The 25,394-nt window shown below is 65.1% G+C and carries 23 protein-coding genes; 16 read left to right on the forward strand and 7 right to left on the reverse strand.

What is annotated here, in order from left to right:
* Window positions 1-74 precede the first annotated feature (74 nt).
* Both NX774_RS18700 and NX774_RS18705 read right to left on the reverse strand, forming a co-directional pair.
* Window positions 75-1,172 carry an anhydro-N-acetylmuramic acid kinase gene (locus NX774_RS18700; RefSeq protein WP_258823788.1) on the reverse strand — a complete coding sequence of 366 codons (1,098 nt, stop codon included), beginning with the start codon at window positions 1,170-1,172 and terminating at the stop codon, window positions 75-77.
* 98 nt (window positions 1,173-1,270) lie between these two features.
* A complete protein-coding gene (locus NX774_RS18705) occupies window positions 1,271-2,617 on the reverse strand; it encodes a M23 family metallopeptidase (RefSeq protein WP_258823789.1) in 1,347 nt (448 codons plus the stop codon).
* 160 nt (window positions 2,618-2,777) lie between these two features.
* On the opposite strand from NX774_RS18705, the gene tyrS reads away from it, so the two are divergent.
* The 15 genes from tyrS (at window position 2,778) to NX774_RS18780 (ending at window position 16,772) form a co-directional block, all read left to right on the forward strand.
* Window positions 2,778-4,031 (forward strand): tyrosine--tRNA ligase, encoded by a 1,254-nt coding sequence (gene tyrS, locus NX774_RS18710; RefSeq protein ID WP_258823790.1) that lies wholly within the window; start codon window positions 2,778-2,780, stop codon window positions 4,029-4,031.
* Complete coding sequence (gene dtd, locus NX774_RS18715; protein ID WP_258823791.1) at window positions 4,028-4,486, forward strand: D-aminoacyl-tRNA deacylase; 459 nt, start codon at window positions 4,028-4,030, stop codon at window positions 4,484-4,486. The genes tyrS and dtd overlap by 4 nt, the downstream gene beginning before the upstream one ends.
* A 52-nt stretch (window positions 4,487-4,538) precedes the next feature.
* Window positions 4,539-5,204, forward strand: coding sequence for a YbhB/YbcL family Raf kinase inhibitor-like protein (locus NX774_RS18720; RefSeq protein ID WP_258823792.1), 666 nt, complete (start codon window positions 4,539-4,541; stop codon window positions 5,202-5,204).
* Window positions 5,205-5,243: 39 nt separating this feature from the next.
* Entirely contained in the window at window positions 5,244-5,906 is a 663-nt protein-coding gene (locus tag NX774_RS18725) for a histidine phosphatase family protein (RefSeq protein WP_258823793.1), read from the forward strand.
* 326 nt (window positions 5,907-6,232) lie between these two features.
* Window positions 6,233-7,258: a tRNA dihydrouridine synthase DusB gene (gene dusB / locus NX774_RS18730; RefSeq protein WP_258823794.1), complete on the forward strand. Its 1,026-nt coding sequence runs from the start codon at window positions 6,233-6,235 to the stop codon at window positions 7,256-7,258.
* An 82-nt stretch (window positions 7,259-7,340) separates the two neighbouring features.
* Window positions 7,341-7,574 carry a helix-turn-helix domain-containing protein gene (locus NX774_RS18735; RefSeq protein WP_258823795.1) on the forward strand — a complete coding sequence of 78 codons (234 nt, stop codon included), beginning with the start codon at window positions 7,341-7,343 and terminating at the stop codon, window positions 7,572-7,574.
* A gap of 89 nt (window positions 7,575-7,663) precedes the next feature.
* A complete protein-coding gene (gene purH / locus NX774_RS18740) occupies window positions 7,664-9,250 on the forward strand; it encodes a bifunctional phosphoribosylaminoimidazolecarboxamide formyltransferase/IMP cyclohydrolase (protein WP_258823796.1) in 1,587 nt (528 codons plus the stop codon).
* Window positions 9,251-9,429: 179 nt separating this feature from the next.
* Complete coding sequence (gene ruvC / locus NX774_RS18745; protein ID WP_258823797.1) at window positions 9,430-9,966, forward strand: crossover junction endodeoxyribonuclease RuvC; 537 nt, start codon at window positions 9,430-9,432, stop codon at window positions 9,964-9,966.
* 18 nt (window positions 9,967-9,984) lie between these two features.
* Window positions 9,985-10,563, forward strand: a complete 579-nt coding sequence (ruvA, locus tag NX774_RS18750; RefSeq protein WP_258823798.1) for a Holliday junction branch migration protein RuvA — start codon at window positions 9,985-9,987, stop codon at window positions 10,561-10,563.
* 3 nt (window positions 10,564-10,566) lie between these two features.
* Entirely contained in the window at window positions 10,567-11,628 is a 1,062-nt protein-coding gene (ruvB, locus tag NX774_RS18755; protein ID WP_258823799.1) for a Holliday junction branch migration DNA helicase RuvB, read from the forward strand.
* 27 nt (window positions 11,629-11,655) lie between these two features.
* The gene (locus tag NX774_RS18760; RefSeq protein ID WP_258823800.1) at window positions 11,656-12,504 is read left to right on the forward strand and encodes a PhzF family phenazine biosynthesis protein; all 849 of its coding nucleotides are present in this window, start codon (window positions 11,656-11,658) and stop codon (window positions 12,502-12,504) included.
* Window positions 12,505-12,545: 41 nt separating this feature from the next.
* Window positions 12,546-13,124 carry a TMEM175 family protein gene (locus NX774_RS18765; protein WP_258823801.1) on the forward strand — a complete coding sequence of 193 codons (579 nt, stop codon included), beginning with the start codon at window positions 12,546-12,548 and terminating at the stop codon, window positions 13,122-13,124.
* 109 nt (window positions 13,125-13,233) lie between these two features.
* Entirely contained in the window at window positions 13,234-15,036 is a 1,803-nt protein-coding gene (locus tag NX774_RS18770; protein WP_258823802.1) for a CIA30 family protein, read from the forward strand.
* Window positions 15,037-15,066: 30 nt separating this feature from the next.
* Window positions 15,067-16,170 carry a sensor histidine kinase gene (locus NX774_RS18775; protein WP_258823803.1) on the forward strand — a complete coding sequence of 368 codons (1,104 nt, stop codon included), beginning with the start codon at window positions 15,067-15,069 and terminating at the stop codon, window positions 16,168-16,170.
* Entirely contained in the window at window positions 16,167-16,772 is a 606-nt protein-coding gene (locus tag NX774_RS18780; protein WP_258823804.1) for a response regulator transcription factor, read from the forward strand. Before NX774_RS18775 ends, NX774_RS18780 begins: the two co-directional genes overlap by 4 nt.
* Here the strand turns inward: NX774_RS18780 and NX774_RS18785 are convergent.
* The 5 genes from NX774_RS18785 to NX774_RS18805 form a co-directional block, all read right to left on the reverse strand.
* On the reverse strand, window positions 16,769-17,278 hold the full coding sequence (locus NX774_RS18785; protein ID WP_258823805.1) for a hypothetical protein: 510 nt from the start codon (window positions 17,276-17,278) through the stop codon (window positions 16,769-16,771). The two genes, NX774_RS18780 and NX774_RS18785, sit on opposite strands and share 4 nt — an antisense overlap.
* A 3-nt stretch (window positions 17,279-17,281) precedes the next feature.
* A complete protein-coding gene (locus tag NX774_RS18790) occupies window positions 17,282-17,728 on the reverse strand; it encodes a DUF2147 domain-containing protein (RefSeq protein ID WP_258823806.1) in 447 nt (148 codons plus the stop codon).
* A gap of 261 nt (window positions 17,729-17,989) precedes the next feature.
* On the reverse strand, window positions 17,990-20,788 hold the full coding sequence (locus NX774_RS18795) for a valine--tRNA ligase (RefSeq protein WP_258823807.1): 2,799 nt from the start codon (window positions 20,786-20,788) through the stop codon (window positions 17,990-17,992).
* Window positions 20,789-20,949: 161 nt separating this feature from the next.
* Window positions 20,950-22,209 (reverse strand): MFS transporter, encoded by a 1,260-nt coding sequence (locus NX774_RS18800; protein WP_258823808.1) that lies wholly within the window; start codon window positions 22,207-22,209, stop codon window positions 20,950-20,952.
* Between the two features lie 122 nt (window positions 22,210-22,331).
* Window positions 22,332-23,906, reverse strand: a complete 1,575-nt coding sequence (locus NX774_RS18805; RefSeq protein ID WP_258823809.1) for a S8 family serine peptidase — start codon at window positions 23,904-23,906, stop codon at window positions 22,332-22,334.
* 358 nt (window positions 23,907-24,264) lie between these two features.
* On the opposite strand from NX774_RS18805, the gene NX774_RS18810 reads away from it, so the two are divergent.
* Entirely contained in the window at window positions 24,265-25,371 is a 1,107-nt protein-coding gene (locus NX774_RS18810; protein ID WP_258823810.1) for an S-(hydroxymethyl)glutathione dehydrogenase/class III alcohol dehydrogenase, read from the forward strand.
* Window positions 25,372-25,394: the final 23 nt, after the last annotated feature.

The raw sequence follows: 25,394 nt of genomic DNA on the forward strand, positions 1-25,394 counted from the left end.
ACCGTCGTCCCGACGCACGCCGGGATGACGTTGCCAAAAGGGCGGGGCTTTCCCGGCGCCAGGCAGTGGGCAGCTTACGCGGGGTACAGCGCTCCCAGGATGCGCGGGCCTTTCGCCCCCGTCACCGCCGGCAGGTTGCCCGGCTGGCGCTGCATGAAGCGGTAGCCCAGCCAGGCAAACGCCAACGCCTCCACCCGGTTGGGCGCCACGCCCAGCGCCGCCGTCGATTCCACCGTCACCTTGCCTCCCAGCTCCTGCGCCAGGTCGCGCAGCAGCGTTGCGTTGTAGGCCCCGCCGCCGCACACGTAGACCGCAGCCACGCTCGCGTTTTCGTCCTCGATCGCGCGCGCGATCGTGATCGCCGTCAGCCGCGTCAGGGTCGCCTGCACGTCGGCCGGCGCCACGTCCGGGCACTGCGCCAGCTTCGCATCCAGCCATTCGTCGTGGAACAGGTCGCGCCCGGTGCTCTTGGGCGCCGGCTGGCGGAAATAGGGCTCGTCCAGCAGCACTTCCAGCAGTTTTGCGTCCACCTTGCCGCTTGCCGCCCACGCGCCGTCCGCGTCGTAGGCCTTGCCCTGGTTGCGCGAAATCCACAGGTCGATCAGCACGTTGCCCGGGCCGGTGTCATAGCCTGTCACCCGGCCGTCGCCGTGCAGCACGCTGATGTTGCCGATGCCGCCGATGTTGACGACCGCGCGCGCCACGCCCGGCTTGCCGAACGCGGCCTCGTGGAAGGCGGGCACCAGCGGCGCGCCCTGGCCGCCAGCGGCGATGTCGCGGCTGCGAAAATCGGCCACCACGTCGATACCGGCCAGTTCCGCCAGCAGGGCAGGGTTGTTGGTCTGGCGCGTGAAGCCCAGTTCAGGCCGGTGCCGGATCGTCTGCCCGTGCACGGCCACCGCCGCCACCGGCCCGCCTGCTGCCGGCAGCAGGGCCTGCACGCACTGCGCGTACGCCGCCGCCAGCCCATTGGCCGCGATCGCCTCGCGTTCGAGTTCGTTGTCGCTTTTGGCCTGCAGCGCCATCAGTTCGGCGCGCAGCGCCGCGGGAAAGGGAACGAAGGCCGCTTCGATGGTGCGGATCGCGCCGTTGCCGAAGTCGGCCAGCACGCCGTCCACGCCGTCCAGGCTGGTGCCGGACATCAGCCCGATGTAGAGGGAAGAAGTGTTCATTTGAAAAAGGGAATTTGCCGTGCCCGGCAGTATAGTCAATAAAAAACGCCTCCCGCGCAAGCGCTGCGGGAGGCGTTCTGGTGTTGCGTCAGCCTGGCTTAGCGCGCGGCCATCGTCTGGCCGGCCGGCGCCAGCAGCGAGAAGCGGTGGCTCATGTCGGCCGCGGCCATCTTGAAGCGCGCCAGTTCGCCCTGCGACAGCGGCGCCTGCGCCACCACCTTCATCGAGTTCGGGTCGCGCGCTTCGCCGGCGACGCGGAATTCGTAGTGCAGGTGCGGGCCGGTGGCCCAGCCGGTGGCGCCAACGTAACCGATCAGGTCGCCCTGGTGCACCTTCTGGCCGCGGCGCAGGTTGCTGGCGAAGCGGCTCAGGTGGCCGTAGGCGGTGCTGTAGTTGGCCCAGTGCTTGAGCACAACCAGGTTGCCGTAGCCGTTGCTGGTGCCGGCGAAATCGACGACGCCATCGCCGGCCGCGCGGATCGGGGTGCCCAGCGGTGCGGCCAGGTCGATGCCCTTGTGCTGCTTCCACACGCCGAACACCGGATGCATGCGCATCGAGAAGCCGGACGAGACGCGGGTGTAGGCCACCGGCGACTTGAGGAAGCCCTGCTTGAGCGACTTGCCATCCAGGGTGTAGTAGCCGCCCTGGCGGGTGACCGGGTCTTCGTACCATACCGACTGGTAAGTGACGCCACGGTTGACGAACTCACCGGCGAGGATGCGGCCGGTCTTGACCAGTTCGCCATCCTGGTAGAAGGTTTCGTAGACGACGGAGAAGTGGTCGCCACGCTTCAGGTCCGAGCGGAAGTCGATGTTGTTCGAGAACATCTCGATGATCTGGCCGACGATCGAGTCCGGCAGCTTGGAGCCGTCGACATCGGAATCGGTGGCCGCGTACAGCGAGCTGGTGATCTGGCGCGAGCGCATCTCGATGCGGCGCTCCAGCTCCGGCGCGCCCTCGGCCGCCACGAACTTGTCGCCCTTGCGCTTGACGGTGATGGTGGTCGGCGCGTCCTTGCCTTCGATCGTGGCGTGCAGCGACAGCAGCAGGCCGTTTTCGTCGGTTTCAGCCTGGATGCGCTTGCCGGTCTTGAGCGTCAGGATGCGTTTGGCCAGCTTGTCCGAGCGGATGAAGTTCTGCGCTTGCGCGTCGTCCACGCCCAGGCGGGTGAGCACCGAGCCGAGCGAGTCGCCCGAACGGATCCGCTCTTCGTGGATGAACTGCTGCGAGTCGTTCTGCAGCGCGGCGATCTGCGCGGACAGGTTGGGCAGGTCCAGTTGCTGGGTGATCGACTTGACCGGCAGGTCGGACGCATCGGGGGCGATGGGAGCGACAGCGGTGGCGCCAAACGCGCACACTGCGAGCAAGCCAGCGCCTGCGGCGACGATCCGCGTCTTGCGGGACGTGTGGGCCAGCTTATCGGTGATTTTCTGTATTGGGTTCATGCAATCAGTTAAAATTTGCCGCTTCAACGTCTCTGAACCACTGCTTGTTATTGATCTTGTTACTGCTGATATCTTTTTTTGCGGCAAGATCGATGGATCGGGCATTATACCAAACTCCTCGGTCCTACAACCAAATAAGCTCATTTCCTACAAGAATTTTATGACAGATTCCGTTTCTTCTGGTAGTGATAAAAATGCAACTTTGCCGCTGACCGACAGCGTGCGGGAAGCGCTCGCCATTACCAAGCGGGGCGTCGACGAACTGCTGATCGAAAGCGAATTCGCACAGAAGCTGGCGCGCTCCGAGCAAACCGGCCAGCCGCTGCGCGTGAAGCTGGGGCTGGACCCGACCGCGCCCGACCTGCACCTTGGCCACACCGTCGTGCTCAACAAGCTGCGCCAGCTGCAAAACCTTGGCCACCAGGTGATTTTCCTGATCGGCGACTTTACGTCGATGATCGGCGACCCGTCGGGCCGCAACGTGACCCGCCCGCCGCTCACCCGCGAACAGGTGGAAACCAACGCGATGACCTACTTCCGCCAGGCGTCGCTGGTGCTCGACCCCGAGCGCACGGAGATCCGCTACAACTCGGAGTGGAGCGACCCGCTGGGCGCGCGCGGCATGATCCAGCTGGCCTCGCGCTACACCGTGGCACGCATGATGGAGCGCGACGACTTCACCAAGCGCTTCAAGAGTGGGACACCGATCAGTATTCATGAGTTCCTGTATCCGTTGATGCAGGGCTACGATTCGGTCGCTCTGCACTCGGACCTTGAGCTAGGTGGAACGGACCAGAAGTTCAACTTGCTTGTTGGCCGCGAGCTGCAGAAGGACTACGGCCAGGAGCCGCAGTGCATCCTGACCATGCCGCTGCTCGAGGGCCTGGACGGCGTGGACAAGATGTCCAAGTCCAAGAACAACTATATCGGCATCACCGAGCCGGCCAACACCATGTTCGGCAAGCTGATGAGCATTTCCGACGTGATGATGTGGCGCTACTACGAGCTGCTGTCGTTCCGCTCGATGAACAACATCATCCAGCTCAAGGCCGCAGTCCAGGAGGGCATGAACCCGCGCGACGCCAAGGTGGCGCTGGCCAAGGAGATCGTCACCCGCTTCCACGACGCCCAGGCCGCCGAGGACGCGCTGGCCGACTTCGTCAACCGCTCCAAGGGCGGCATTCCGGACGACGTGCCGGAAGTCACCCTGGCTGGCGCCCCGCTGGGGATCGGCGTGCTGCTCAAGCAGGCTGGCCTGTGCGCCTCGACCTCGGAAGCGAACCGCATGATCGACCAGGGCGGCGTGCGCATCGACAGCGCCGTCATCAGCGACAAGGGCCTCAAGGTCGAAGCCGGCACCTTCGTGCTGCAGGTCGGCAAGCGTAAATTCGCGCGCGTCACGCTGACCGCATGATCGGCCTGCTGCAACGGGTCAGCCAGGCCAGCGTGGTCGTCGATGGCGAAACCATCGGCGCGATCCAGGCCGGCCTGATGGTGCTGGTGTGCGCCGAAAAGGGCGACACCGAGCGCGAGGCCGACGCCTTGCTGGCCAAGCTGCTCGGTTACCGTGTGTTCGCCGACGATGCCGGCAAGATGAACCGCAGCGTGAAGGACGTGCAGGGCGGCTTGCTGCTGGTGCCGCAGTTCACGCTGGCGGCCGACACCAAGTCCGGCACCCGGCCCTCGTTTTCACCTGCCGCCAGCCCGGAAATTGGCGCGCGCCTGTTCGATTATTTCGTGCGCCGCGCCGCCGAAAGCCATGGCAATGTTCAGACCGGCAGGTTCGGTGCGGACATGAAAGTTTCGCTGATCAACGACGGTCCCGTGACTTTCTGGCTGCAGGTTGATCCGGTCGGTGTTTCGCGCTGAAACAAGCGGGCACCGGCAAGGGTCAATGACATCAGGGCGACGGGAGACAGCGATGAAGATCTGGAGTGATTCCTTTACCGAAGGCGGGGTCATCCCGCCCGAGTGCGCGTTCGCCGTGATCGATCCGGTCAACCACATCAAGCTGTCGAGCAACCGCAACCCGCATTTTGCCTGGGAAGACGTTCCCGCCGGCACCCAGTCGCTGGTGCTGCTGGCCCACGATGCCGATGTGCCCAGCGAAGGCAGCAACGTCAACAAGGAAGGCAGAACCGTGCCCGAATCGCTGGCCCGGGTGGACTTTTACCACTGGACGCTGGTGGACATCCCGCTGTGCATGAAGTCGATCACCGAAGGCATGTTCTCGGACATGGTCACGCCGCACGGCAAGGCCGGCCCGCTGGTTCCCTTCACGATCAAGAACGGCACCGAGCACCAGCTGCGCCAGGGCCTGAACGACTACACCGGCTGGTTCGCGGGCGACCCCGACATGGCCGGTGAATACTACGGCTACGACGGCCCGTGCCCGCCCTGGAACGATGAGCGAGTGCACACTTACGTGTTCACGCTGTACGCGCTCGACATCCCGCGCCTGCCGCTGGAAGGCCGCTTCACCGGGCCCGAGGCGCGCCTGGCGATCATGGGCCACATCCTGGACGAAGCACAGATGATCGGCGTGTACTCGCTCAACCCTGCCGTTGCCGCCACGCTCACCAAATAACAACCACGCGCCCCGAGGTTCGGGCGACCTGGGAACCTCATGTCTGCATCAAACAACCATCCCACCCGCATCCTGCTGATCCGCCATGGCGAAACCGCGTGGAACGCCGAGCGCCGCCTGCAGGGGCACCTCGACATTGCGCTCAACCGAGAAGGCGAACGGCAGGCGGAACTGCTGGCTGCCGCGCTGGCCAGCGAGACGATCGACGCCATCGTCGCCAGCGACCTGATCCGCGCCAGGCAGACCGCCGCCGCGGTTGCGCGCGCGCACCTGCTGCCCGTGCACGAAGACCGCGCGCTGCGCGAGCGCGGCTACGGCGGCTTTGAAGGGCTGCTGTATGCCGAGATCGCCCAGCGCTTTCCGGCCGAGTTTGCAGCATGGCAGGCGCGCGACGTGGACGCCGTGCTGCCGGCCGGGGCCAACCGGGGCGAGACCTTCCGCCAGTTCCATGCCCGGGTGACGGGCGCGATGCTGCGCTGGGCCAAGGCGCATCCGGGCAAGACGCTGGCGCTGGTGGCCCACGGCGGCGTGCTCGAATGCGCCTACCGCGCGGCCCAAAACATGCCGCTGGAAACGCCGCGCGACTTCAAGGTGCACAACGCGAGCGTCAACCGCTTTGTGGTCGATGAGGGCGTGCTCAGGCTCACCAGCTGGGGCGAGATCGGCCATTTGCGGCCGGCCGTGCTGGACGATCTGCCGTAAGCACGTATCCACCAAGCAGGACCGCAGCCCCGCCTTTTTCGTTACCCTCAAGACCGTCGTCCCGGCGCAGGCCGGGACCCATACTGAGTCGGACAGAGCCGCGGGGCAAGAAACTCAGCATGGGTTCCGGCCTCCGCCGGAACGACGGCGAGGAAGGGGCCGGAGCCGTGCTGGCTATTCCTCCCTGTAATCGCTCAATAACCCCAGCGAATCCCTGCGCGCCACTGTCGCGTCCGCCACACCTCATCAAAAAATAGTGCTAATAAATTGAGCAGCGGTTCGGTTAAAATAGCGGATTCCCGCTGACCCTTTCGAAGTTTTCGCCTGTGCAAATCGGTCCCTACACCCTGCGCAATAACGTCTTCGTCGCCCCGATGGCAGGGGTGACGGACCGGCCGTTTCGCCAATTGTGCAAAGAGCTCGGCGCCGGTTACGCGGTGTCGGAAATGGCCGCGTCCAACCCGCGCCTGTGGGCCAGCGAAAAGAGCACGCGGCGCATCGATCACGCCGGCGAAATGGAACCGAAAGCCGTGCAGATCGCCGGCGCCGTGCCCGAGGAACTGGCCGACTGCGCCAAATTCAACGTCGATCGCGGCGCGCAGATCATCGACATCAACATGGGCTGCCCGGTCAAGAAGGTCTGCAATAACTGGTGCGGCTCGGCGCTGCTGCAGCACGAAGACCTGGTCGCGCGCATCCTCGACGCCGTCGTGGCGGCGGTGGACGTGCCGGTCACGCTGAAATTTCGCACCGGCTGGAACCGCGAAAACAAGAACGCGCTGCGCATCGCGCGCCTGGCGCAGGATGCCGGCATCCAGATGCTGACCCTGCACGGCCGCACCCGCGCCGACGGCTACAAGGGCGAGGCCGAATACGACACCATTGCGGCCGTCAAGGCGGCGGTGTCCATTCCGGTGGTGGCCAACGGCGACATCACCACGCCCGAAAAAGCGAAGTTCGTACTCGACTACACCAAGGCGGACGCGGTCATGATCGGGCGCGCGGCCCAGGGCCGTCCCTGGATCTGCCGCGAAGTGGACCACTACCTGCGCACCGGCACCCACCTGCCGGCGCCCACCGTGGCCGAGGTGCGCGCATTGATGAACGCTCACCTGGAGGCCCATTACGCCTTCTACGGTGAATACGTCGGCGTGCGCACCGCACGCAAGCATATCGGCTGGTACGTGCGTGATTTGCCGGGCGGGGAGGCGTTCCGGCAGCGCATGAACCTGCTCGAAGCGACTGCCGATCAACTTGCGGCTGTCGATGAGTTTTTCAAATCGCAATATCGGTACGGTGAGCGGTTACAATACCGGCCCGCAGATCCTGTCGACGAAGCGATGGCGGCATAGCAGTGAAAAATAAATAAAACCAGGGGACAAACGCTGCCGACAGTAAGCAGCGTGGAAAACTAACCAGGATGAAGCAGCAAACATGAGCAAAGAGAGTATTCAGGAAGTCGTCCAGAAGAGCCTTGAGGACTATTTCAACGACCTGGGCGAGCAAAAACCGTCGAACATCTACGACATGATGGTGATGACCGTCGAAAAGCCGATCCTCGAGGTCGTGATGCACCGCGCCGAAGGCAACCAGTCGCACGCGGCGCAAATGCTGGGTATTAACCGTAACACCTTGCGCAAAAAGCTCCAGGAGCACGGCCTCCTGTAACGCGCCGGCATCCGTGGCCGTGCGATCGGGCGCGGCCGCGAAAGCGCCCCTAGCCCGATCGCAGAATTCCAATCAACCAGGCCACACCCATGATCAAACAAGCTCTTATCTCCGTCTCCGACAAGACCGGCGTGCTCGATTTCGCGCGCGCCCTGGCCGCGCTCGGCGTCAACATCCTGTCCACTGGCGGCACCGCCAAGCTGCTGCAGGATAACGGTGTGCAGGTGACTGAAGTCGCCGACTACACCGGCTTCCCGGAAATGCTCGACGGCCGCGTCAAGACGCTGCACCCGAAAGTCCACGGCGGCATCCTCGCGCGCCGCGACCTGCCGGAGCACATGGCCAAGCTCACCGAGCATGGCATCCCGACGATCGACATGGTCGTCGTCAACCTGTACCCATTCCAGCAGACCGTCGCCAAGGAGCAGTGCTCGCTGGAAGACGCGATCGAAAATATCGACATCGGCGGCCCCACCATGCTGCGCTCTGCCGCCAAGAACCACCGCGACGTGGTCGTGGTGTGCGACCCGGCCGACTACGGCCGCGTGCTGGCCGAGATGAAGGGCACCGGCGCCGCTGCCGGCGACGTCAGCTATGAGACCAAGTTCGAGCTGGCCAAGAAAGTGTTCGCGCACACGGCGCAGTACGACGCGGCCATCACCAACTACCTGACCAGCCTGGGCCCGGACAAGGCGCACGCCACCCGCGCCACCTACCCGCAGACCTTCAACATGACCTACGAGAAGGTGCAGGACATGCGCTACGGCGAGAACCCGCACCAGAGCGCCGCGTTCTACCGCGACCTGGCGCCGGCCGAAGGTTCGCTCGCCAACTACAAGCAGCTGCAGGGCAAGGAACTGTCGTACAACAACATCGCTGACGCCGACGCGGCCTGGGAATGCGTCAAGTCGCTGGGCGGCTTCGACCAGCCGGCCGGCTGCGTGATCATCAAGCACGCCAACCCGTGCGGCGTGGCGATCGGTGCGGACGCGCTGGACGCCTACTCGCGCGCGCTCAAGACCGACCCGACCTCGGCGTTCGGCGGCATCATCGCCTTCAATGTGGAAGTGGACGGCAAGGCGGCTGAAGCGATTGCCAAGCTGTTCGTCGAAGTGCTGATTGCGCCGTCGTTCACGGCCGAAGCACTGCAAATCATGTCGGCCAAGCAGAACGTGCGCGTGCTGCAGATCCCGCTGGGCAACGGCCACAACGCGTTCGACCTCAAGCGCGTGGGCGGCGGCCTGCTGGTGCAGTCGCCGGACGTCAAGAACGTCGGCATCGGCGAACTGCGCGTCGTCACCAAGAAGCAGCCGACCCCGCAGCAGCTGCAGGACATGATGTTCGCCTGGCGCGTGGCCAAGTTCGTCAAGTCGAACGCCATCGTCTTTTGCGGCAACGGCATGACCCTGGGCGTGGGCGCGGGCCAGATGAGCCGCGTGGACTCGGCGCGCATCGCCTCGATCAAGGCGCAGAACGCCGGCCTGACGCTGGCTGGTTCGGCCGTGGCGTCGGACGCGTTCTTCCCGTTCCGTGACGGCCTGGACGTGGTCGTGGACGCAGGCGCGACCTGCGTCATCCACCCGGGTGGATCGATGCGCGACCAGGAAGTGATCGACGCCGCCGACGAGCGCGGCGTGGTGATGCTGTACACCGGCACGCGCCACTTCCGCCACTAAACCGCTTTCCGTAGGGTGGGCAGCTCGCTGCCCACGCGTTCAAACAGTGCCTGAGCTGTGCCGGCCGGTTTTGAACGCGTGGGCGGAAAACCCGCCCACCCTACGGTTGCGTCGTGAAAAACCTGTGTTTTTGCACAGTATTTCCCCACGAAACTTGTCTGCCGGTATAACATGCGCACATGATTATTCTCGGCATCGACCCCGGCCTGCGCACGACCGGCTTTGGCGTCATTGAAAAGCACGGCGCCAAGCTGCGTTACATCGCTTCCGGCACCATCAAAACCGGCCTGGAAGGCGCGCTGCCGCCGCGGCTGAAGGTGATCCTGACCGGCGTCTCCGAGATCATCACCACCTACCGCCCCACCTGCGCGGCCATCGAAAAAGTCTTCGTCAACGTCAACCCGCACTCGACCCTGCTGCTGGGCCAGGCGCGCGGCGCGGCGATCACGGCGCTGGTTGGCGCCGACCTCGACGTGGCCGAATATTCGCCCACCCAGATCAAGCAGGCCGTGGTCGGCACCGGCAAGGCCGCCAAGCCCCAGGTGCAGGACATGGTCTCGCGCCTGCTCAAGCTGCCCGGCCTGCCGGGCACGGACGCCGCCGACGCGCTCGGCGTGGCCATCTGCCACGCCAACAGCCAGGATGCGCTGGCCCTGATCGGCTCGATGGCGCCCGCAATGCAAGGCCTGCGCATGAAGCGCGGCCGCCTCGTTTAACCGCAAAGGAAGCACACGATGATCGGTCGCCTGTCTGGAATCCTGTTAGAGAAGAACCCGCCGCAGCTGCTGGTGGACTGCCAGGGCGTCGGCTACGAAGTGGACGTGCCGATGAGCACCTACTACAACCTGCCCAACACCGGCGAAAAGATCACCCTGTTCACGCACCTGACCGTGCGCGAGGACGCGCACCTGCTGTTCGGCTTTGGCAGCGCCAGCGAACGCGCCGTGTTCCGCCAGCTGATCAAGATTTCCGGCGTCGGCGCGCGCACCGCGCTCGCGATCCTGTCCGGGATGACCGTGGCCGACCTGTCGCAGGCCGTCACGCTGCAAGAAGCGGGCAGGCTGGTCAAGGTGCCCGGCATCGGCAAGAAGACCGCCGAGCGCCTGCTGCTGGAACTGAAGGGCAAGCTGGGCGCCGACATCGGCGCGGTTGGCGGCGCCGCCCGTGACGACGCGCAATCGGACGTGCTCAATGCGCTGCTCGCCTTGGGGTATTCTGACAAGGAGGCGCTGGCCGCGATCAAGAACCTGCCGGCCGGCTCCAGCGTTTCCGACGGCATCAAGTTCGCGCTGAAGGCGCTATCGAAGGGCTGATAGATGAGCATCCAGACCGACAACTTCACCGAGCAGCGCGTGATCGACGCGGCGCCCGCCTCGCCCAACGAGGAGGCGATCGAGCGCGCCTTGCGTCCCAAGCAGCTCGACGAATACGTCGGCCAGCAGAAGATCCGCGACCAGCTCGAAATCTTCATCCACGCCGCCCGCAAGCGGCGCGAGGCGCTCGACCACACGCTGCTGTTCGGCCCGCCGGGCCTGGGCAAGACCACGCTGGCCCACATCATCGCGCGCGAAATGGGTGTGAACCTGCGCCAGACTTCCGGCCCGGTGCTGGAACGCCCCGGCGACCTGGCCGCGATCCTGACCAACCTCGAGCCGAACGACGTGCTGTTCATCGACGAGATCCACCGCCTGTCGCCGGTGGTCGAGGAGATCCTGTACCCGGCGCTGGAGGACTACCAGATCGACATCATGATCGGTGAGGGGCCGGCAGCGCGCTCGGTCAAGCTCGACCTGCAGCCGTTCACGCTGGTGGGCGCGACCACGCGCGCCGGCATGCTGACCAATCCGCTGCGCGACCGCTTCGGCATCGTCGCGCGGCTGGAGTTCTACAACGTCGATGAGCTGACCAAGATCGTCACCCGCAGCGCCGCGCTGCTGGAAGCGCCGATCAACGACGACGGCGCGCGCGAAGTGGCCAAGCGCGCGCGCGGCACGCCCCGTATCGCCAACCGCCTGCTGCGCCGCGTGCGCGACTACGCCGAAGTGAAGGGCAACGGCGAAATCACCAAGGAAATGGCGGACGCCGCGCTGCGCATGCTGGACGTCGATTCGGTCGGCTTTGACGTCATGGACCGCAAGCTGCTGGAAGCGGTGCTGTTCAAGTTCGGCGGCGGGCCGGTCGGCATCGGCAACCTGGCCGCGGCCATCGGCGAAGCGGCGGACACGATCGAGGACGTGCTCGAGCCGTATCTCATCCAGCAAGGCTACCTGCAGCGTACCCCGCGCGGGCGCGTTGCGACGCCGGCCGCCTACCAGCACTTCGGCGTGGCCGCGCCGCGCATCAGCCCCACGGGCGACCTGTGGGATAACTTGCCCTGAACGCGTCAGCGGGACGCCAACTCTTCCATGAACAAGCGACATCCTTTCCACCAGCTGGACGTTTTCACTGGCACGCCATACAAAGGCAATCCCCTTGCGGTGGTACACGACGCGCAAGACCTCAGCGAGGAGCAAATGGCGTCGTTCGCACGGTGGACCAATCTCTCCGAAACGACCTTCCTGTTGCCTCCAGCCGATCCGGCTGCCGATTATCGTGTCCGGATCTTCACGCCGGGAGGTGAGCTCCCGTTTGCCGGACACCCCACCCTGGGCAGCTGCGCAGCCTGGCTCAAGGCTGGCGGCATGCCTCGTCAAAGCGACGTGATCGTGCAGGAATGCGGCGTCGGCCTGGTTCGTATCCGCCGCACTCACGCCCGGCTTGCATTTGCGGCACCGCCCTTGCGCCGAAGCGGACCGCTTGATTCGTCTTCGCTAGCGCAAATCAAGCGCTCGCTCAGCCTGAACGATGATGATATCGTCGCCCATCAGTGGGTCGATAACGGGCCGGGCTGGTGTGCTGTCATGCTGCGCTCGGCTGAGCAGGTCCTGGCCATCCAACCCGACTTCGCAGCCATGGGCGATTTGAGGTTGGGGATTGCGGCACCCCAGCCAGCCGGCGCGGATACCGATTATGAAGTGCGCGTGTTCGTTCCATCGCTGGGCGTTCCGGAAGACCCGGTCACGGGTAGCCTGAACGCCGGATTGGCCCAATGGCTCATCGGTAGCGGGGCCGCGGCGGACAATTACCTGGTAAGGCAAGGAACCGTACTTGGCCGAGCAGGAAACGTCTTTGTCGAGCGCGTGGGCAACGACATCTGGATCGGGGGAGAAGTGGCCGGCTGCATTGAAGGAATCGTGGACTTTCCTTCAGCATAGGTTAGTAACCCGCACGGCATTCGATCAATCACGGAGAAAATGTGGGCAAGAACCGACTGGAAGCCTTCAGCGACGGCGTCATCGCCATCCTCATCACGATCTTGGTGCTGGAATTGAAGGTCCCGCACGGCGCGGACCTGGCCTCGCTTGCACCACTGTGGCCGGTCTTCCTTAGCTACGTCCTCAGCTTCATTTACCTCGGCATCTACTGGAACAACCACCATCACCTCTTGCACGCAGTCCGCGAAATTGGCGGTGGCGTGCTGTGGGCAAATCTGCACTTGCTGTTCTGCCTTTCGCTCATTCCCTTCGTAACCGGATGGATGGGCGAAAACCACTTTGCCACGATCCCGGTGGCCGCCTACGGCATTGTGCTGTTCATGTGCGCAGTGGCGTACAGCCTGCTGGTGCGCTGCCTGATTCGCTACCACGGTGGCAACCGGGAGCTCGCAGCGGCGATCGGCACGGACGCCAAGGGTTGGGCCTCGATCGTGCTTTACTTGGCCGGCGTTGCGCTGTCCTTCGTCCAGCCCTGGCTCGGCTTTGCGGTGTATATCGGGGTTGCCCTGATGTGGCTGATCCCCGACCGCCGGATCGAAAAACGCATCGCGCATCACTAGTCCGATGGTCCCGCATGACAAATGTCATGCCAAAGTCATGGCAGCTGCCTCTGCCGCCTTCTCGTCGTGTTCGCGATACTGATCGCATCGAACACAACGAGAGGGAAACATGACCAAGACTGCTCTGAAAGCGCTGGCGCTCGCCGCCGGCATCACCTGCGCCGCCGCCCAGGCTTCGACCACGCTTGTTGAGGACGCGCGCGTCTTCGACGGCAAATTCGCGCACGAGCACCGATCGGTGCTGGTGGTCGATGGCGTCATCGCCAACGCCGACTACCATGGGGCGGCCCCTGCCGGCGCCCGCATCGTGAGCGGCAAGGGCCGCACGCTGCTGCCCGGCCTGATCGACTCGCACGTGCACGCCTACCGCCACTTCGAGCTGCCGCTCCTGTTTGGCGTCACCACCGAAGTGGACATGATGACCTCCGTCCAGGTTATGCAGCAGGCCACGAAGGCGATGGCGGCAGGGACTAACCGCGACAAGGCCGATTTGTTCTCGGCCGGGGCGCTGGTCACGGCGCCTGGTGGGCACGGCACCGAATACGGCTTCCCGATCCCGACGCTCGCCAACGGCGGCGATGCGCAGGCCTTTGTCGACGCCCGCATCGCCGAGGGATCGCACTTCATCAAGGTGGTGATGGAGGATGGCTACGGCGAACACAAATTCAACAGCCTGGACCGCGCAACCGTGAAGGCCGTCATCGACGCCGCCCACCGCCGCGGCAAGCTGGCCGTCGTCCATATCAGCACGCTGGCCAATGCACGCGCCGCTCTGGAAGCGGGCGCCGACGGCCTCGCGCACCTTTTCCCCGGCAGGTCGATCAGCGCGGAGGATGCCGAGAGCCTCGCCCAGCTCGCGCAGGCCAAGGGCGCGTTCGTGATCCCGACCTTCACGGTCCTGGAAAGCATCGCCGGCCTCAAGCCGCGGGACGTGATGGACGAGCCGTCGTTCGCGGGCCTGCTGAACAAGGAACAGCGCGCCGCGCTCGAAGAGGGTTATCGCAACGTGCCGGTGCCGCAGCTGATGACCGCGCCCAAGATGGTGACCGCCGCGCTGCGCAAGGCCGGCGTGCCAGTCCTGGCCGGCACCGACGCGGGCAATCCGGGTACGCAGTACGGCATCAGCCTGCACCACGAGCTGGCCGCGCTGGTGGATGCCGGCCTCACGCCGCGTGAAGCTTTGGTGGCGGCAACCAGCGGCCCGGCGTCGGCATTCAAGCTGGGCAAGCGCGGCCAGGTCGCCAACGGTTACAAGGCCGACCTGGTGCTGGTCGAGGGCGACCCGCTCACCGATATCGGCGCTACCCGCCACATTGTCGAGGTGTGGAAGGACGGCGAAAGCACGGCGGCGTTGCGTGACCAGCAGCGCGCGCGTGTCGTGCAGGAGCAGCAGGCACGGGGCACGCCGCTGGCGCTGCCTGCCGATGGCCGCATCAGCCTTGTGCGCGAAGGTAAACTGGCCAGCCCCTTCGGTGTCGGCTGGATGCCTTCGGAGGACCGCATGATGGGCGGCCGCTCCAGCGTCAAGCTGGCTACGTCCGAGTCGGGCGGCGGCGCGCTCATCGCAGTCGATGCCAAGGTCGAACCTGGCTTCGCGTTCCCGTGGGCCGGTGCCGGGTTCATGCCGGGCGCGCAGCCGATGCAGCCTGCGAACCTGTCCGGCGCAAACGCGATTGCCTTTCGCGTGCGCGGCGATGGCCAACGCTACCAGCTGACGATGCTGTGGCAAGGCGCGAGCATCCCGCGCGGCGTGCCCTTCGAGGCGGGCAGCGAGTGGATCGATGTGACCATCCCGTTCAGCCGCTTCGACGGCATCGATCCGGCGGCGCTGCTCATGATAGGATTCAACGCCGGTCCCAAGCCGGGCAGCTACCACTTCGAAATCGCCGACGTGCGCCTGGTCCGCCAATGACCCTCACCGGCAAGAACAACGATAAGCACAATGAACACCGTACAGCGTATCCTCAAGGGGCCGTGGATTCCGCCCGAGTTCGGCAAGATGCCGTACATGTGGCTCTTCTCCCTGTGTTTCGTATGGTGGAAGTACCTGTACGTCGTGCCAGACAGGATGGAGGTGCTGCTGATTGCACTGACCACGCTGCTGTTCTTGCCAATCTATTTGCATAGCTTCTGGGTTGAACGGGAGCGCGCGCTCTTGTATGTGGTCTTTGCCAGCGTGCTGGCCACGATCTGGGCTTTCTACAACTTCTCGAACCTCTTCATCTTCGCCGGTGCCATGTGCGCGCGCGTGCAGCCGCAGCGCAGGGCATACCAGACGCTGGCAGCGGTGATGGCGGTGGCGGTGGCCGCCGGGCTGCTGCTGGCACGCGAGCGCCTGTTCTACTTCATGCCGCTGCTGGTCGTCGGTCTGCCGGTCGGCATTGCGGCGATTTCGGAAGCCAGCTTGCGCCGCACCCGCCAGGCGCTGCTGCGCAAGCAGGAAGAGGTCGAGCACCTGGCCCGCATCGCCGAGCGCGAGCGCATCTCGCGCGACCTGCACGACCTGCTTGGCCATTCGCTGTCGATGATCGCCTTGAAGGCCGAACTGGCGGGCAAGCTGGCCGAGCGCGACGTGGTGGCCTGCCGCAGCGAGATCCATGATATCGAGACCGCTGCGCGCAAGGCGCTGTCTGAGGTACGCGCAGCGGTGACCGGCTACCGCCAGAGCGGACTGGCCAGCGCGCTGGCGAGCGCCCGTGCCAGTCTTGCCGCGGCCAACGTCGAGCTGTACGAAGAGGTGCAGCGCATCGCGCTGCCGCCAGCGAAGGAACACGTGCTGGCGCTGGCCCTGCGCGAAGCGGTCACGAATGTGGTGCGGCACGCCCAGGCGAACCGTTGCCGGCTGGCGCTGGCGGAAGAAGACGGCATGGCAGTGCTGCGCGTGGCCGACGACGGCGCGCGCGTGAGGGAGGCCTCGGACCTCAAGCGCGGCAATGGCCTGACGGGCATGCACGAGCGCGCGGCGGCTGCCGGCGGTTCACTGTCGATTACCGCCGGCGCAGGCACCACGCTCGAACTGCGCCTGCCTTTGGGAGAACCTGCATGATCCGAGTACTGATTGCCGAAGACCAGACGCTGGTGCTGGGCGCGCTGGCGGCGCTGCTCAAGCTGGAACCGGACATCGACGTCGTCGGCACCGCCAGCAACGGCAAGGACGCACTGGCGCTGTGCCGCCAGCTGCTCCCTGACATTGTGCTGACCGACGTGGAGATGCCGCAGATGACGGGCCTGGAGCTGGCCATCCAGCTGTCCGACGAAGGGTTCGCGAGCAAGGTCATGATCCTGACCACGTTTGCCCGCAGCGGCTACCTGCGCCGCGCGATGGCCGCCGGCGTGCGCGGCTACCTGCTCAAGGACGCGCCAGCCGACACACTGGCCGCCGCGATCCGCCAGGTGCAGGCCGGCGGCCGCGCCATTGCGCCCGAGCTGGCGCTGGAGAGCTGGAACGCGGGCCAGGACCCGCTGTCCGACCGCGAGCGCCAGGTGCTGCGGCTGGCGGGCGAGGGCAAGACCAGCGGCGAGATTGCGAAACAGGTGCACCTGTCCGAGGGCACCGTGCGCAACTACCTGTCAGAGGCCATCAGCAAGCTCAACGCGGGCAACCGCATCGAAGCCTACCGCATGGCGCGCGACGCCGGCTGGCTCTAGGCCACAGCCATCGCGGCTGGCGCGGCGCTGCGCTTGACGCGGCGCCAGCAGACCACGCCGCCGAGCAGGCCGGCCGCCAGGCTTGCCGGAATCACCTTGAGCATCTTGTCCGAGAATTCGAGCGGCACGTCGCTGCCGGCCGCGAGGCCCAGGTCCGGCATGGCGGCGAACAGCGCGGCAAGGCCGGCGGCGGACACCAGTGCGCCCAGCACGTAAAAGCAGCCGCATTCGAGTTCCATCATGCGCGCCATCATGACGGCGGCCGCAAAGGGCAGGGCGGTCGCCAGCAGGACCGCGACCCAGGTGGCAAAGAAGAAGCACGTAACGACCCACGCGGCGTGCAGTGCGGATGCGCCGCCGGTAGCGCCGGCGATGGCGCCAGGGCCGAAGAGGAAGAGGATGTAGGCGGCCGACGCCGCCGTGACCGCGACGAACCAGGCGCCGAGGTGCTTGTACCGCACCGGCCTGCTGTCACGAACTTCGCTGTTGCAGGCCGGGGCGCTCATGTTTTACTGCTCCCGGACCCAGGTCTGGGTGCGGCCCAGCAGCGGCGTGCCGATGTAGCCGCGCATGTCGAGCTTCTTGCCGCCGTCCTTGAGGGTGATCTTGGCCTTGTAGGTCTTGCCGTTCTTGGGGTCGAGCACGGTGCCGCCGCTCCAGACGTCATCGTCTTTTTTCAGGCCGTTCAGGATGGTCATGCCGACGATCGGCTGGTCCTTCAGCGCGCCTTCGCACTTGTCGCACTTGGGGTTCTGGTCTTCGCTCGGCTCGCGGAACAGCTTTTCGATCTTGCCCGACAGCTCACCGTTGTTTTCGGTGATGCGCACCAGCGACTTGGCCTTGCCGGTTTCGTCGTCGATGGTTTTCCACACGCCCACCGGGGAATTGGTTTGCGCCCATGCCGACGGCATGGCGAGTACGGCCGCGATCAGACCTGCTTGAACGAGGGTTCGCATTGGATGTCTCCTGTTTTGGTTTTAGTGACAACCAGTGTAGCAAACACTTCAGCAGACTTGATTGGGTGGGGGCAGAAATTAGAGGAAAGTGTCAGAAAGTTACGTGTGCCAAACAACACACGCACCCTCAAAACGTCGTCCCCGCGCAGGCGGGGACCCATACTGAGCTCACATTACGGCAGCTTTGAGCCTGCCGGTGCTGCCAGCTGTCTATGGGTCCCCGCCTGCGCGGGGACGACGTGGTGCGGGTGGTGGTACTTTTTAAGCCGCCGGCAGCTTGGCAAACTGCTCGCGCATCTTCTCGATGGTGGCCGAGAAGTTAGCCAGGCGCTCTTTCTCCTGCGCCACGACGGCAGCCGGTGCGCGGGCGACGAAGCTTTCGTTACCCAGCTTGCCGTTGCACTTGGCGATCTCGCCCTCGATGCGCGCGATCTCCTTGGACAGGCGCTCGCGCTCGGCGGCGACGTCGATCTCGACCTTGAGCATCAGCTTGGTGGTGCCGACGATCGACACGGCAGCCGGCGATTCCGGCAGCGCATCCACGATCTGCACTTCCGACAGCTTGCCCAGCGACTGCACGTACGGCGCGAAGCCTTCCATGCGCGCTTTGTCGTCGGCGCTGCCCGGCTCGACGATCAGCGGCACGCGCAGCGACGGCGCCAGCTGCATTTCGCCGCGCAGGTTGCGGGTCGCGTCGGTCAGCGCCTTGAGCTGCGCCATCCACTGCTCGGCGTTCTCGTCGATGGCCGAGGCGTCGGCAACCGGGTAGGGCTGCAGCATGATGGTTTCGCCCGATTTGCCGGCCAGCGGCGCAACGGCCTGCCACAGCTGCTCGGTCACGAACGGGATGACCGGGTGCGCCAGGCGCAGCACCACTTCCAGCACGCGCAGCAGGGTGTGGCGCGTCGCGCGTTGCTGCGCTTCGCTGCCTTGCTGCACTTGGACCTTGGCCACTTCCAGGTACCAGTCGCAGTACTCGTCCCACACGAACTTGTAGATCGCGGAGGCGATGTTATCGAAGCGGTAGTCGTCGAAGCCCTTGGCCACTTCCTGCTCTGTGCGGTTGAGCAGCGAGATGATCCAGCGGTCGGCGGCGGACAGGTCTTCCGGATTCGGCTTGCCGCAGTCCTTGCCCTCCGTGTTCATCATCACGAAGCGGGTCGCGTTCCACAGCTTGTTGCAGAAGTTGCGGTAGCCTTCGCAGCGGCCCAGGTCGAAATTGATGTTGCGGCCCAGCGAAGCGTAGCTCGCCATCGTAAAGCGTACGGCGTCGGTGCCGAACGCCGGAATGCCCTCCGGGTACTCCTTGCGGGTGGCCTTGGCGATCTTCTCGGCGTCTTTCGGGTTCATCAGGCCCGTGGTGCGCTTGGCCACCAGCGATTCCACGTCGATGCCGTCGATCAGGTCGATCGGGTCGAGCGTGTTGCCCTTCGATTTGGACATCTTCTGGCCGCTCGAATCGCGCACCAGGCCGTGCACGTACACGGTTTCGAACGGCACCTTGCCGGTGAAGTGCGCGGTCATCATGACCATGCGCGCGACCCAGAAGAAGATGATGTCAAAGCCGGTGACGAGCACCGACGACGGCAGGAACGCGCGCAGGTCCGGCGTGTCGTTCGGCCAGCCGAGGGTCGAGAACGGCACCAGCGCGGACGAGAACCAGGTGTCGAGCACGTCCTCGTCGCGGTGCAGCGGGCCGAATTCGCCGGCCGCTTCGGCCTTGGCGCGCGCTTCCTCGTCGCTGCGGGCGACATACACGTGGCCCTTCTCGTCGTACCAGGCCGGGATGCGGTGGCCCCACCACAGCTGGCGCGAGATGCACCAGTCCTGGATGTTGTTGAGCCACTGGTTGTAGGTGGTGGTCCAGTTCTCGGGCATGAACTTGATCTCGCCGCTGGCCACTTTTTCGAGTGCCACGTCGGTGATCGACTTGCCCGGGTTGAAGGTGCCTTCCGGCGCCGGCTTGGTCATCGCCACGAACCACTGGTCGGTCAGCATCGGCTCGATGATGACGTTGGTGCGGTCGCCGCGCGGCACCATCAGCTTGTGCGGCTTGACCTGCTCCAGGAAGCCCTGCGCTTCCAGGTCGGCCACGATCTGCTTGCGCGCGTCAAAGCGGTCCAGGCCCCGGTACTGTTCCGGCGCGTTGTCGTTGATCTTGGCGTCCAGCGTGAACACGTTGATCATCGGCAGGTTGTGGCGCTGGCCCAGCGCATAGTCGTTGAAGTCGTGCGCCGGCGTGATCTTCACGCAGCCGGTGCCGAATTCCTTGTCCACGTACGAGTCGGCCACGATCGGCACTTCGCGGCCGGTGAGCGGCAGCTTGATCATCTTGCCGTGCAGCGGCTGATAACGCTCGTCGGTCGGGTCCACCGCCACGGCCACGTCGCCCAGCATGGTCTCGGGACGGGTGGTGGCCACGCTGATCGAGCCGCTGCCATCGGCCAGCGGGTAGCGGATGTACCACATGAAGCCGTCTTCTTCTTCCGACACCACTTCCAGGTCGGAGACGGCGGTGCCCAGTTTCGGGTCCCAGTTCACCAGGCGCTTGCCGCGGTAGATCAGGCCTTGTTCGTACAGGCGCACGAACACTTCCGCCACCACTTCCGAGCGCGTCTCGTCCATCGTGAAGTACTCGCGGCTCCAGTCGGCCGAGGCACCCAGGCGGCGCATCTGGCCGGTGATGGTGCTGCCCGACTTTTCCTTCCACTGCCACACGCGCTTGATGAATTCGTCGCGGCCCAGGTCGTGGCGCGAGATCTTTTGCGCGTCGAGCTGGCGTTCCACCACGATCTGGGTGGCGATGCCGGCGTGGTCGGTGCCCGGGATCCAGGCCGTGTTATGGCCGCGCATGCGGTAGTAGCGGGTCAGGCCATCCATGATGGTCTGGTTGAATGCGTGGCCCATGTGCAGGGTGCCCGTCACGTTCGGCGGCGGCAGCTGGATGCTGAACGAAGGCTTGGACGGATCGGTGGTGCCGGTGAAGTAACCGCGCTTTTCCCACTCGCTGCGCCAGAACTGTTCAATGTCGGCTGGCTCGAAAGACTTGGCTAATTCCATGGTGGTGGCGTGTAAATTTGGCGAAAAGAACCATTATAGATGACCGGGAGCGGTGAATGCTCCCGCCGCGGCACCAAACGGCACACGATACAGGGGAAAACGCAGCGGCGGCGCAAGCGGCGGGAGCGGGCCTGCGCGCGTCATGCCGTCCGGGCGGCGGCTTAGCGGGCAGCCGCGGGTTGAGGCGCAGTGAGGGTAAAGCCTTTGACCGGCAGCCTGAGCGAGATTGCCGCAGCGAGCAGCAGCAGCACGCCAGCGGCGCCAAATGCGACCCAGTGCGTGCCGTAACGCTCGTAACCCCAGCCGCCCAGCCATGAGCTGATCGTTGCGCCCACCTGGTGCACCATGTACGCGTAACCGTACAGCACGCCAACCAGCCGCACGCCATACACGTCGGCGATGATGGCGGAGGACAGTGCCACGCTTCCCGCCCAGACCAGCCCGCCAATGGCCGCCGCCGAGTAAAGCTGGACATGCGTCCCCACCAGCATCAGGGCAAAGAAGCCGAGCCCCCGGACAAAATAGATCGTCGCCAGGATATTCTTGCGCGGCAGCTTGTCCGCCACGCGCGCCAGCATTTGGGTGCCGAAAATCGCCACAATGCCGATCAGGCCGATGCCGAACGCGCTGGTCGAGGCGTCGAAGCCATGGTCCATCAACATTGGCACGCCGTGCGTTCCCAGCAGGTTCATGCTGAAGCCGCATGCGAACAGGCCGGCCGCAACCTTCCAGAATGGCCGGGTGCGCACGGCCTGGCCCAGTGTCAGGCTTAGCACGGGCGCCGCCTTGGCTGGCGCGGCGGCGATCTGGCCGGGCAGCAAATCGGTATGTTCGGGGGCGTCGTCGCGGATGATGAACAGCGCCGCAGGCACGGTCACCACGGTAAACACGGCAGCAAAGGCAAGCATGGTGTTCTGCCACCCGATCGTGCGGATCGCGAACGAAAACAGCGGCGTCAGCACGGCGATGCCGGCCATCGAACCGCTCGACACGAGGAACAGGGCCATGCCGCGCTGGCGCGTGAACCACCGGCTGATCACAGGAGTCAGCGCCACCTGGCCGGTGAACGCCAGCCCGAGCGACATCAGCACGCCGAAGGACAGCAGGAGCGCAAGCGGCGTGCGCGCGACCACCGTCCAGAGCACGGATGCGATGACGATGGCGGTGCCGGTCAGCAGCACAAAGCGGGTGCTGTAGCGCCCGGCGAGGTAGCCGGCCAGCGGCATGCCCGCGCCATAGAACAGCATGCCCACTGCGACGATCGATGCCAGTTCGCTGCGGGAAAAGCCGAGACTGGTCGCCATCGGCACAAAGAAGGGTCCGATGCTCATGCGCAGGCCGACCGTAAGCAGGGTCAGCAGGGTGGCGGCGGCCACGATGTTCCATCCGAAATACCAGCCGCCATTCGTCTTGTCAGTCACGTCAGGTCCCGTTCAGCAGTTTTCTTGGAGCTGAAGATTGTATGCGAACAAGATTTGGCGCGCTTACCACCAACAAAAAAAGGGCGTCCTGAGACGCCCTTGGTTCGCCGTGCGAGACGTGCTTACTTGCCGCAGCCCAGCGACTTGATGCGGTCGTAGGCGGCCTTCGCCTGCACCAGGCCGTAGCCGTAGTGCACGTCACGGCCGGCCACGCCCAGGTCCATCGCGCTGTTGTTCAGCGAGGTGCGGATCTGGCTGCCGGTGCAGGTCGGGAAGTAGCTCCACACCAGCGCGGCCACGGCCGACACGTGCGGCGTTGCCATCGAGGTGCCGTCGAAGTAGGCATAGTTCGATGCCTTGACGGTCACGGTCGCGCTCTGGCCCAGCTGTGCTTTCATCGCGGCGCCGTCGGTGTCCGATGCCGAGACCGACGGGATGCTGGTCGCGGTGCCGTTCAGCGTGCCCGAGAAGCTGCCGGCCGCGTTGTTGTAGATGATCGCGCCCACGCCGCCGCTGTTCTGGCAGTTGGTGACCTTGGTCGCGAAGTCCACGGTGCCGCGCTGGATCAGGCAGACCTTGCCGGAGACGGCGGTGTTGACGGTGTCGCCGATGCCGAAGTCAGCCAGGGCCGCGGTCGCGGTCTTTTGCGGCGAGCCCTCCAGCGGGAACGACGAGCTGTAGCTGGTGGTGCCCACCGACAGCGACGAGTCCTCGCCGGTGCCCATCGGCACGGTCGACAGCACCGAGACGCCCGGGCCGGAAATTTCGACGTCGTTGTTGTATTGCGAGAACGAGGCGTAGGTCTTGTTCTCGTCCACGGCCGCCACCGACATCACGCTGCCGTAGCCGGCCGGGTAGGAGGTGGTGGCGTTGCCGCTGTTGCCAGCCGCAGCGATGCTGAGCACGCCCTTGGTCTGCAGGCTGTCGAAGGCGCGCTGCTCGGTGATGCTCTTGGAGCCGCCACCCAGCGACATGGTGATGACGTTGGCACCGGCCGAGCCGCACTTGTTGGCGGCGCTGGCCAGCGTGGACGAATAGGTCCATGCGCCGTTGGCGCCGAACACCTTCACGATGTGCAGCTTGAGTGCCTTGTTCGGGTTCACGCCGACCACGCCCACGCCGCTCTGGTTCACCGCCGCGATGGTGCCGAACACGTGGGTGCCGTGGTGGGTCTCGTCGGTGTACCACCAGCCGGTGCCCGAGTCGTATTCGCCGGTCACGTTGCTGCCGTTGTCCTTCAGGTCTTCATGGCTGAAGTCCACGCCGGAGTCGATGATGCAGATCTTGCGGTTGCCGGCGTTGGTGTCCGGCAGCTGGTCGGCCTGCACCAGCTTGATGCCGTACGGGACCAGCTGGCCAGTCGCATACGGCGTGCCGGTCGACGGCGTGGTCAGCGCGAAGGGCTTGCGCACCACGTCTTCCTCGATGTATTCGACGTTCGGATTGTTGTCCAGGCCCTTGAGCGCGGTGGTCGGCACTTCGACCGCCATCGCGTTCATGCCGAAGATCTCCAGCTTGACATTGCCGTGGGCGGCGGCAACGGCGGAGCGGATGCTGGCGGCAGCGCCAGGCTTGAAGGCAACGATGACACGGGTGGTGTCCGGTGCCGCGGCGGAAGCATTGCCGATCACGCCTGCGGCAAGCGCGGCCAGGCAAAGTCCCAGGGTTTTTGATGCGCGAGTGTCGTGTTTGGTCATTCTACTTTTCTCCGTATGAAAGCCTATCGTTTTCGCCGCGGTTCTTTGCCCGCGTGCTCTCGTTGCTGCCGTTGCCGCATATGCATGCAACCGATCTAGTCTATTTGGAAAGGTTCTGGGCGCGCAATGGCAGGTTCAAGCGTGCGCGAGAACTGTTGTTATGTGGTGGGCCTGCACTGTTGAAACCGCTGAGTTCGGCAGGCGCGTGCTATATTTTTCGCGCGGCCGCGAGCAAGATGCACGGCGGGTGAGCGGCCTTGGCGGGCACGCATTTGTGCGTGTTCGAAGCGCGGCCTTTCCTGGCTTGATATCATGGCAAACCCCAGCGGCAGTGTCCGCGTCTGAAGAGGAAGAACACATGAAAACCAAGGCAGCGATTGCGTGGAAGGCGGGCCAGCCGCTGACGATCGAGGAAGTGGACCTGGATGGCCCGCGCGAGGGCGAAGTCCTCATCGAGGTCAAGGCCACCGGCATTTGCCATACCGATTACTACACCCTGTCCGGCGCCGACCCGGAAGGCATATTCCCCGCAATCCTGGGCCATGAGGGCGCGGGCGTGGTGGTGGACGTGGGCCCGAACGTGAAGAGCCTACGCACCGGCGACCACGTGATCCCGCTGTACACGCCAGAGTGTCGCCAGTGCAAGTTCTGCCTGTCGCAAAAGACCAACCTGTGCCAGGCGATCCGCAGCACCCAAGGCCGCGGCCTGATGCCCGACGCGACCACGCGCTTCCACCTCGACGGCAAGCCGATCTTCCACTACATGGGCACGTCCACCTTCTCCAACTACATCGTGGTGCCGGAGATCGCGGTGGCCAAGATCCGTTCCGACGCGCCGTTCGACAAGGTGTGCTACATCGGCTGCGGCGTCACCACCGGCATCGGCGCGGTGATCTTCACGGCCAAGGTGGAGGCGGGCGCCAACGTGGTGGTGTTCGGCCTGGGCGGCATCGGCCTGAACGTGATCCAGGCGGCGCGCATGGTCGGCGCCGACAAGATCATCGGCGTGGACATCAACCCGGGGCGCGAAGAGATGGCGCGCAAGTTCGGCATGACGCACTTCGTCAACCCGCTCAAGGAAGAGAACGTGGTGGACACCATCGTCCAGCTCACCGACGGCGGCGCCGATTACAGCTTCGAGTGCATCGGCAACGTGCAGGTGATGCGCCAGGCGCTGGAGTGCTGCCACAAGGGCTGGGGCCAGTCGATCATCATCGGCGTGGCGGAGGCGGGCAAGGAAATCTCGACCCGCCCTTTCCAGCTCGTGACCGGTCGCCAGTGGAAGGGCTCGGCCTTCGGCGGCGCGCGCGGGCGCACCGACGTGCCCAAGATCGTGGACTGGTACATGGAAGGCAAGATCAATATCGACGACCTGATCACCCACCACCTCACGCTCGACCAGATCAACAAGGGCTTCGACCTGATGAAGGCGGGCGAGTCGATCCGTTCGGTGGTGGTGTACTAAGCCAGCACGTCGTACCGGCGAAC

Source organism: Massilia agilis (genome assembly GCF_024756255.1).
In the GTDB taxonomy this organism is placed as follows: Bacteria; Pseudomonadota; Gammaproteobacteria; order Burkholderiales; family Burkholderiaceae_D; genus Telluria; species Telluria agilis.

Excerpts from the sequence above, each read along its gene's own strand:
- NX774_RS18700 (WP_258823788.1), bottom strand. The coding sequence starts at position 1,172 with ATGAACACTTCTTCCCTCTACATCGGGCTGATGTCCGGCACCAGCCTG.
- NX774_RS18705 (WP_258823789.1), bottom strand. The coding sequence starts at position 2,617 with ATGAACCCAATACAGAAAATCACCGATAAGCTGGCCCACACGTCCCGC.
- tyrS (WP_258823790.1), top strand. The coding sequence starts at position 2,778 with ATGACAGATTCCGTTTCTTCTGGTAGTGATAAAAATGCAACTTTGCCG.
- dtd (WP_258823791.1), top strand. The coding sequence starts at position 4,028 with ATGATCGGCCTGCTGCAACGGGTCAGCCAGGCCAGCGTGGTCGTCGAT.
- NX774_RS18720 (WP_258823792.1), top strand. The coding sequence starts at position 4,539 with ATGAAGATCTGGAGTGATTCCTTTACCGAAGGCGGGGTCATCCCGCCC.
- NX774_RS18725 (WP_258823793.1), top strand. The coding sequence starts at position 5,244 with ATGTCTGCATCAAACAACCATCCCACCCGCATCCTGCTGATCCGCCAT.
- NX774_RS18735 (WP_258823795.1), top strand. The coding sequence starts at position 7,341 with ATGAGCAAAGAGAGTATTCAGGAAGTCGTCCAGAAGAGCCTTGAGGAC.
- purH (WP_258823796.1), top strand. The coding sequence starts at position 7,664 with ATGATCAAACAAGCTCTTATCTCCGTCTCCGACAAGACCGGCGTGCTC.
- ruvC (WP_258823797.1), top strand. The coding sequence starts at position 9,430 with ATGATTATTCTCGGCATCGACCCCGGCCTGCGCACGACCGGCTTTGGC.
- ruvA (WP_258823798.1), top strand. The coding sequence starts at position 9,985 with ATGATCGGTCGCCTGTCTGGAATCCTGTTAGAGAAGAACCCGCCGCAG.
- ruvB (WP_258823799.1), top strand. The coding sequence starts at position 10,567 with ATGAGCATCCAGACCGACAACTTCACCGAGCAGCGCGTGATCGACGCG.
- NX774_RS18760 (WP_258823800.1), top strand. The coding sequence starts at position 11,656 with ATGAACAAGCGACATCCTTTCCACCAGCTGGACGTTTTCACTGGCACG.
- NX774_RS18770 (WP_258823802.1), top strand. The coding sequence starts at position 13,234 with ATGACCAAGACTGCTCTGAAAGCGCTGGCGCTCGCCGCCGGCATCACC.
- NX774_RS18775 (WP_258823803.1), top strand. The coding sequence starts at position 15,067 with ATGAACACCGTACAGCGTATCCTCAAGGGGCCGTGGATTCCGCCCGAG.
- NX774_RS18780 (WP_258823804.1), top strand. The coding sequence starts at position 16,167 with ATGATCCGAGTACTGATTGCCGAAGACCAGACGCTGGTGCTGGGCGCG.
- NX774_RS18785 (WP_258823805.1), bottom strand. The coding sequence starts at position 17,278 with ATGAGCGCCCCGGCCTGCAACAGCGAAGTTCGTGACAGCAGGCCGGTG.
- NX774_RS18790 (WP_258823806.1), bottom strand. The coding sequence starts at position 17,728 with ATGCGAACCCTCGTTCAAGCAGGTCTGATCGCGGCCGTACTCGCCATG.
- NX774_RS18795 (WP_258823807.1), bottom strand. The coding sequence starts at position 20,788 with ATGGAATTAGCCAAGTCTTTCGAGCCAGCCGACATTGAACAGTTCTGG.
- NX774_RS18805 (WP_258823809.1), bottom strand. The coding sequence starts at position 23,906 with ATGACCAAACACGACACTCGCGCATCAAAAACCCTGGGACTTTGCCTG.
- NX774_RS18810 (WP_258823810.1), top strand. The coding sequence starts at position 24,265 with ATGAAAACCAAGGCAGCGATTGCGTGGAAGGCGGGCCAGCCGCTGACG.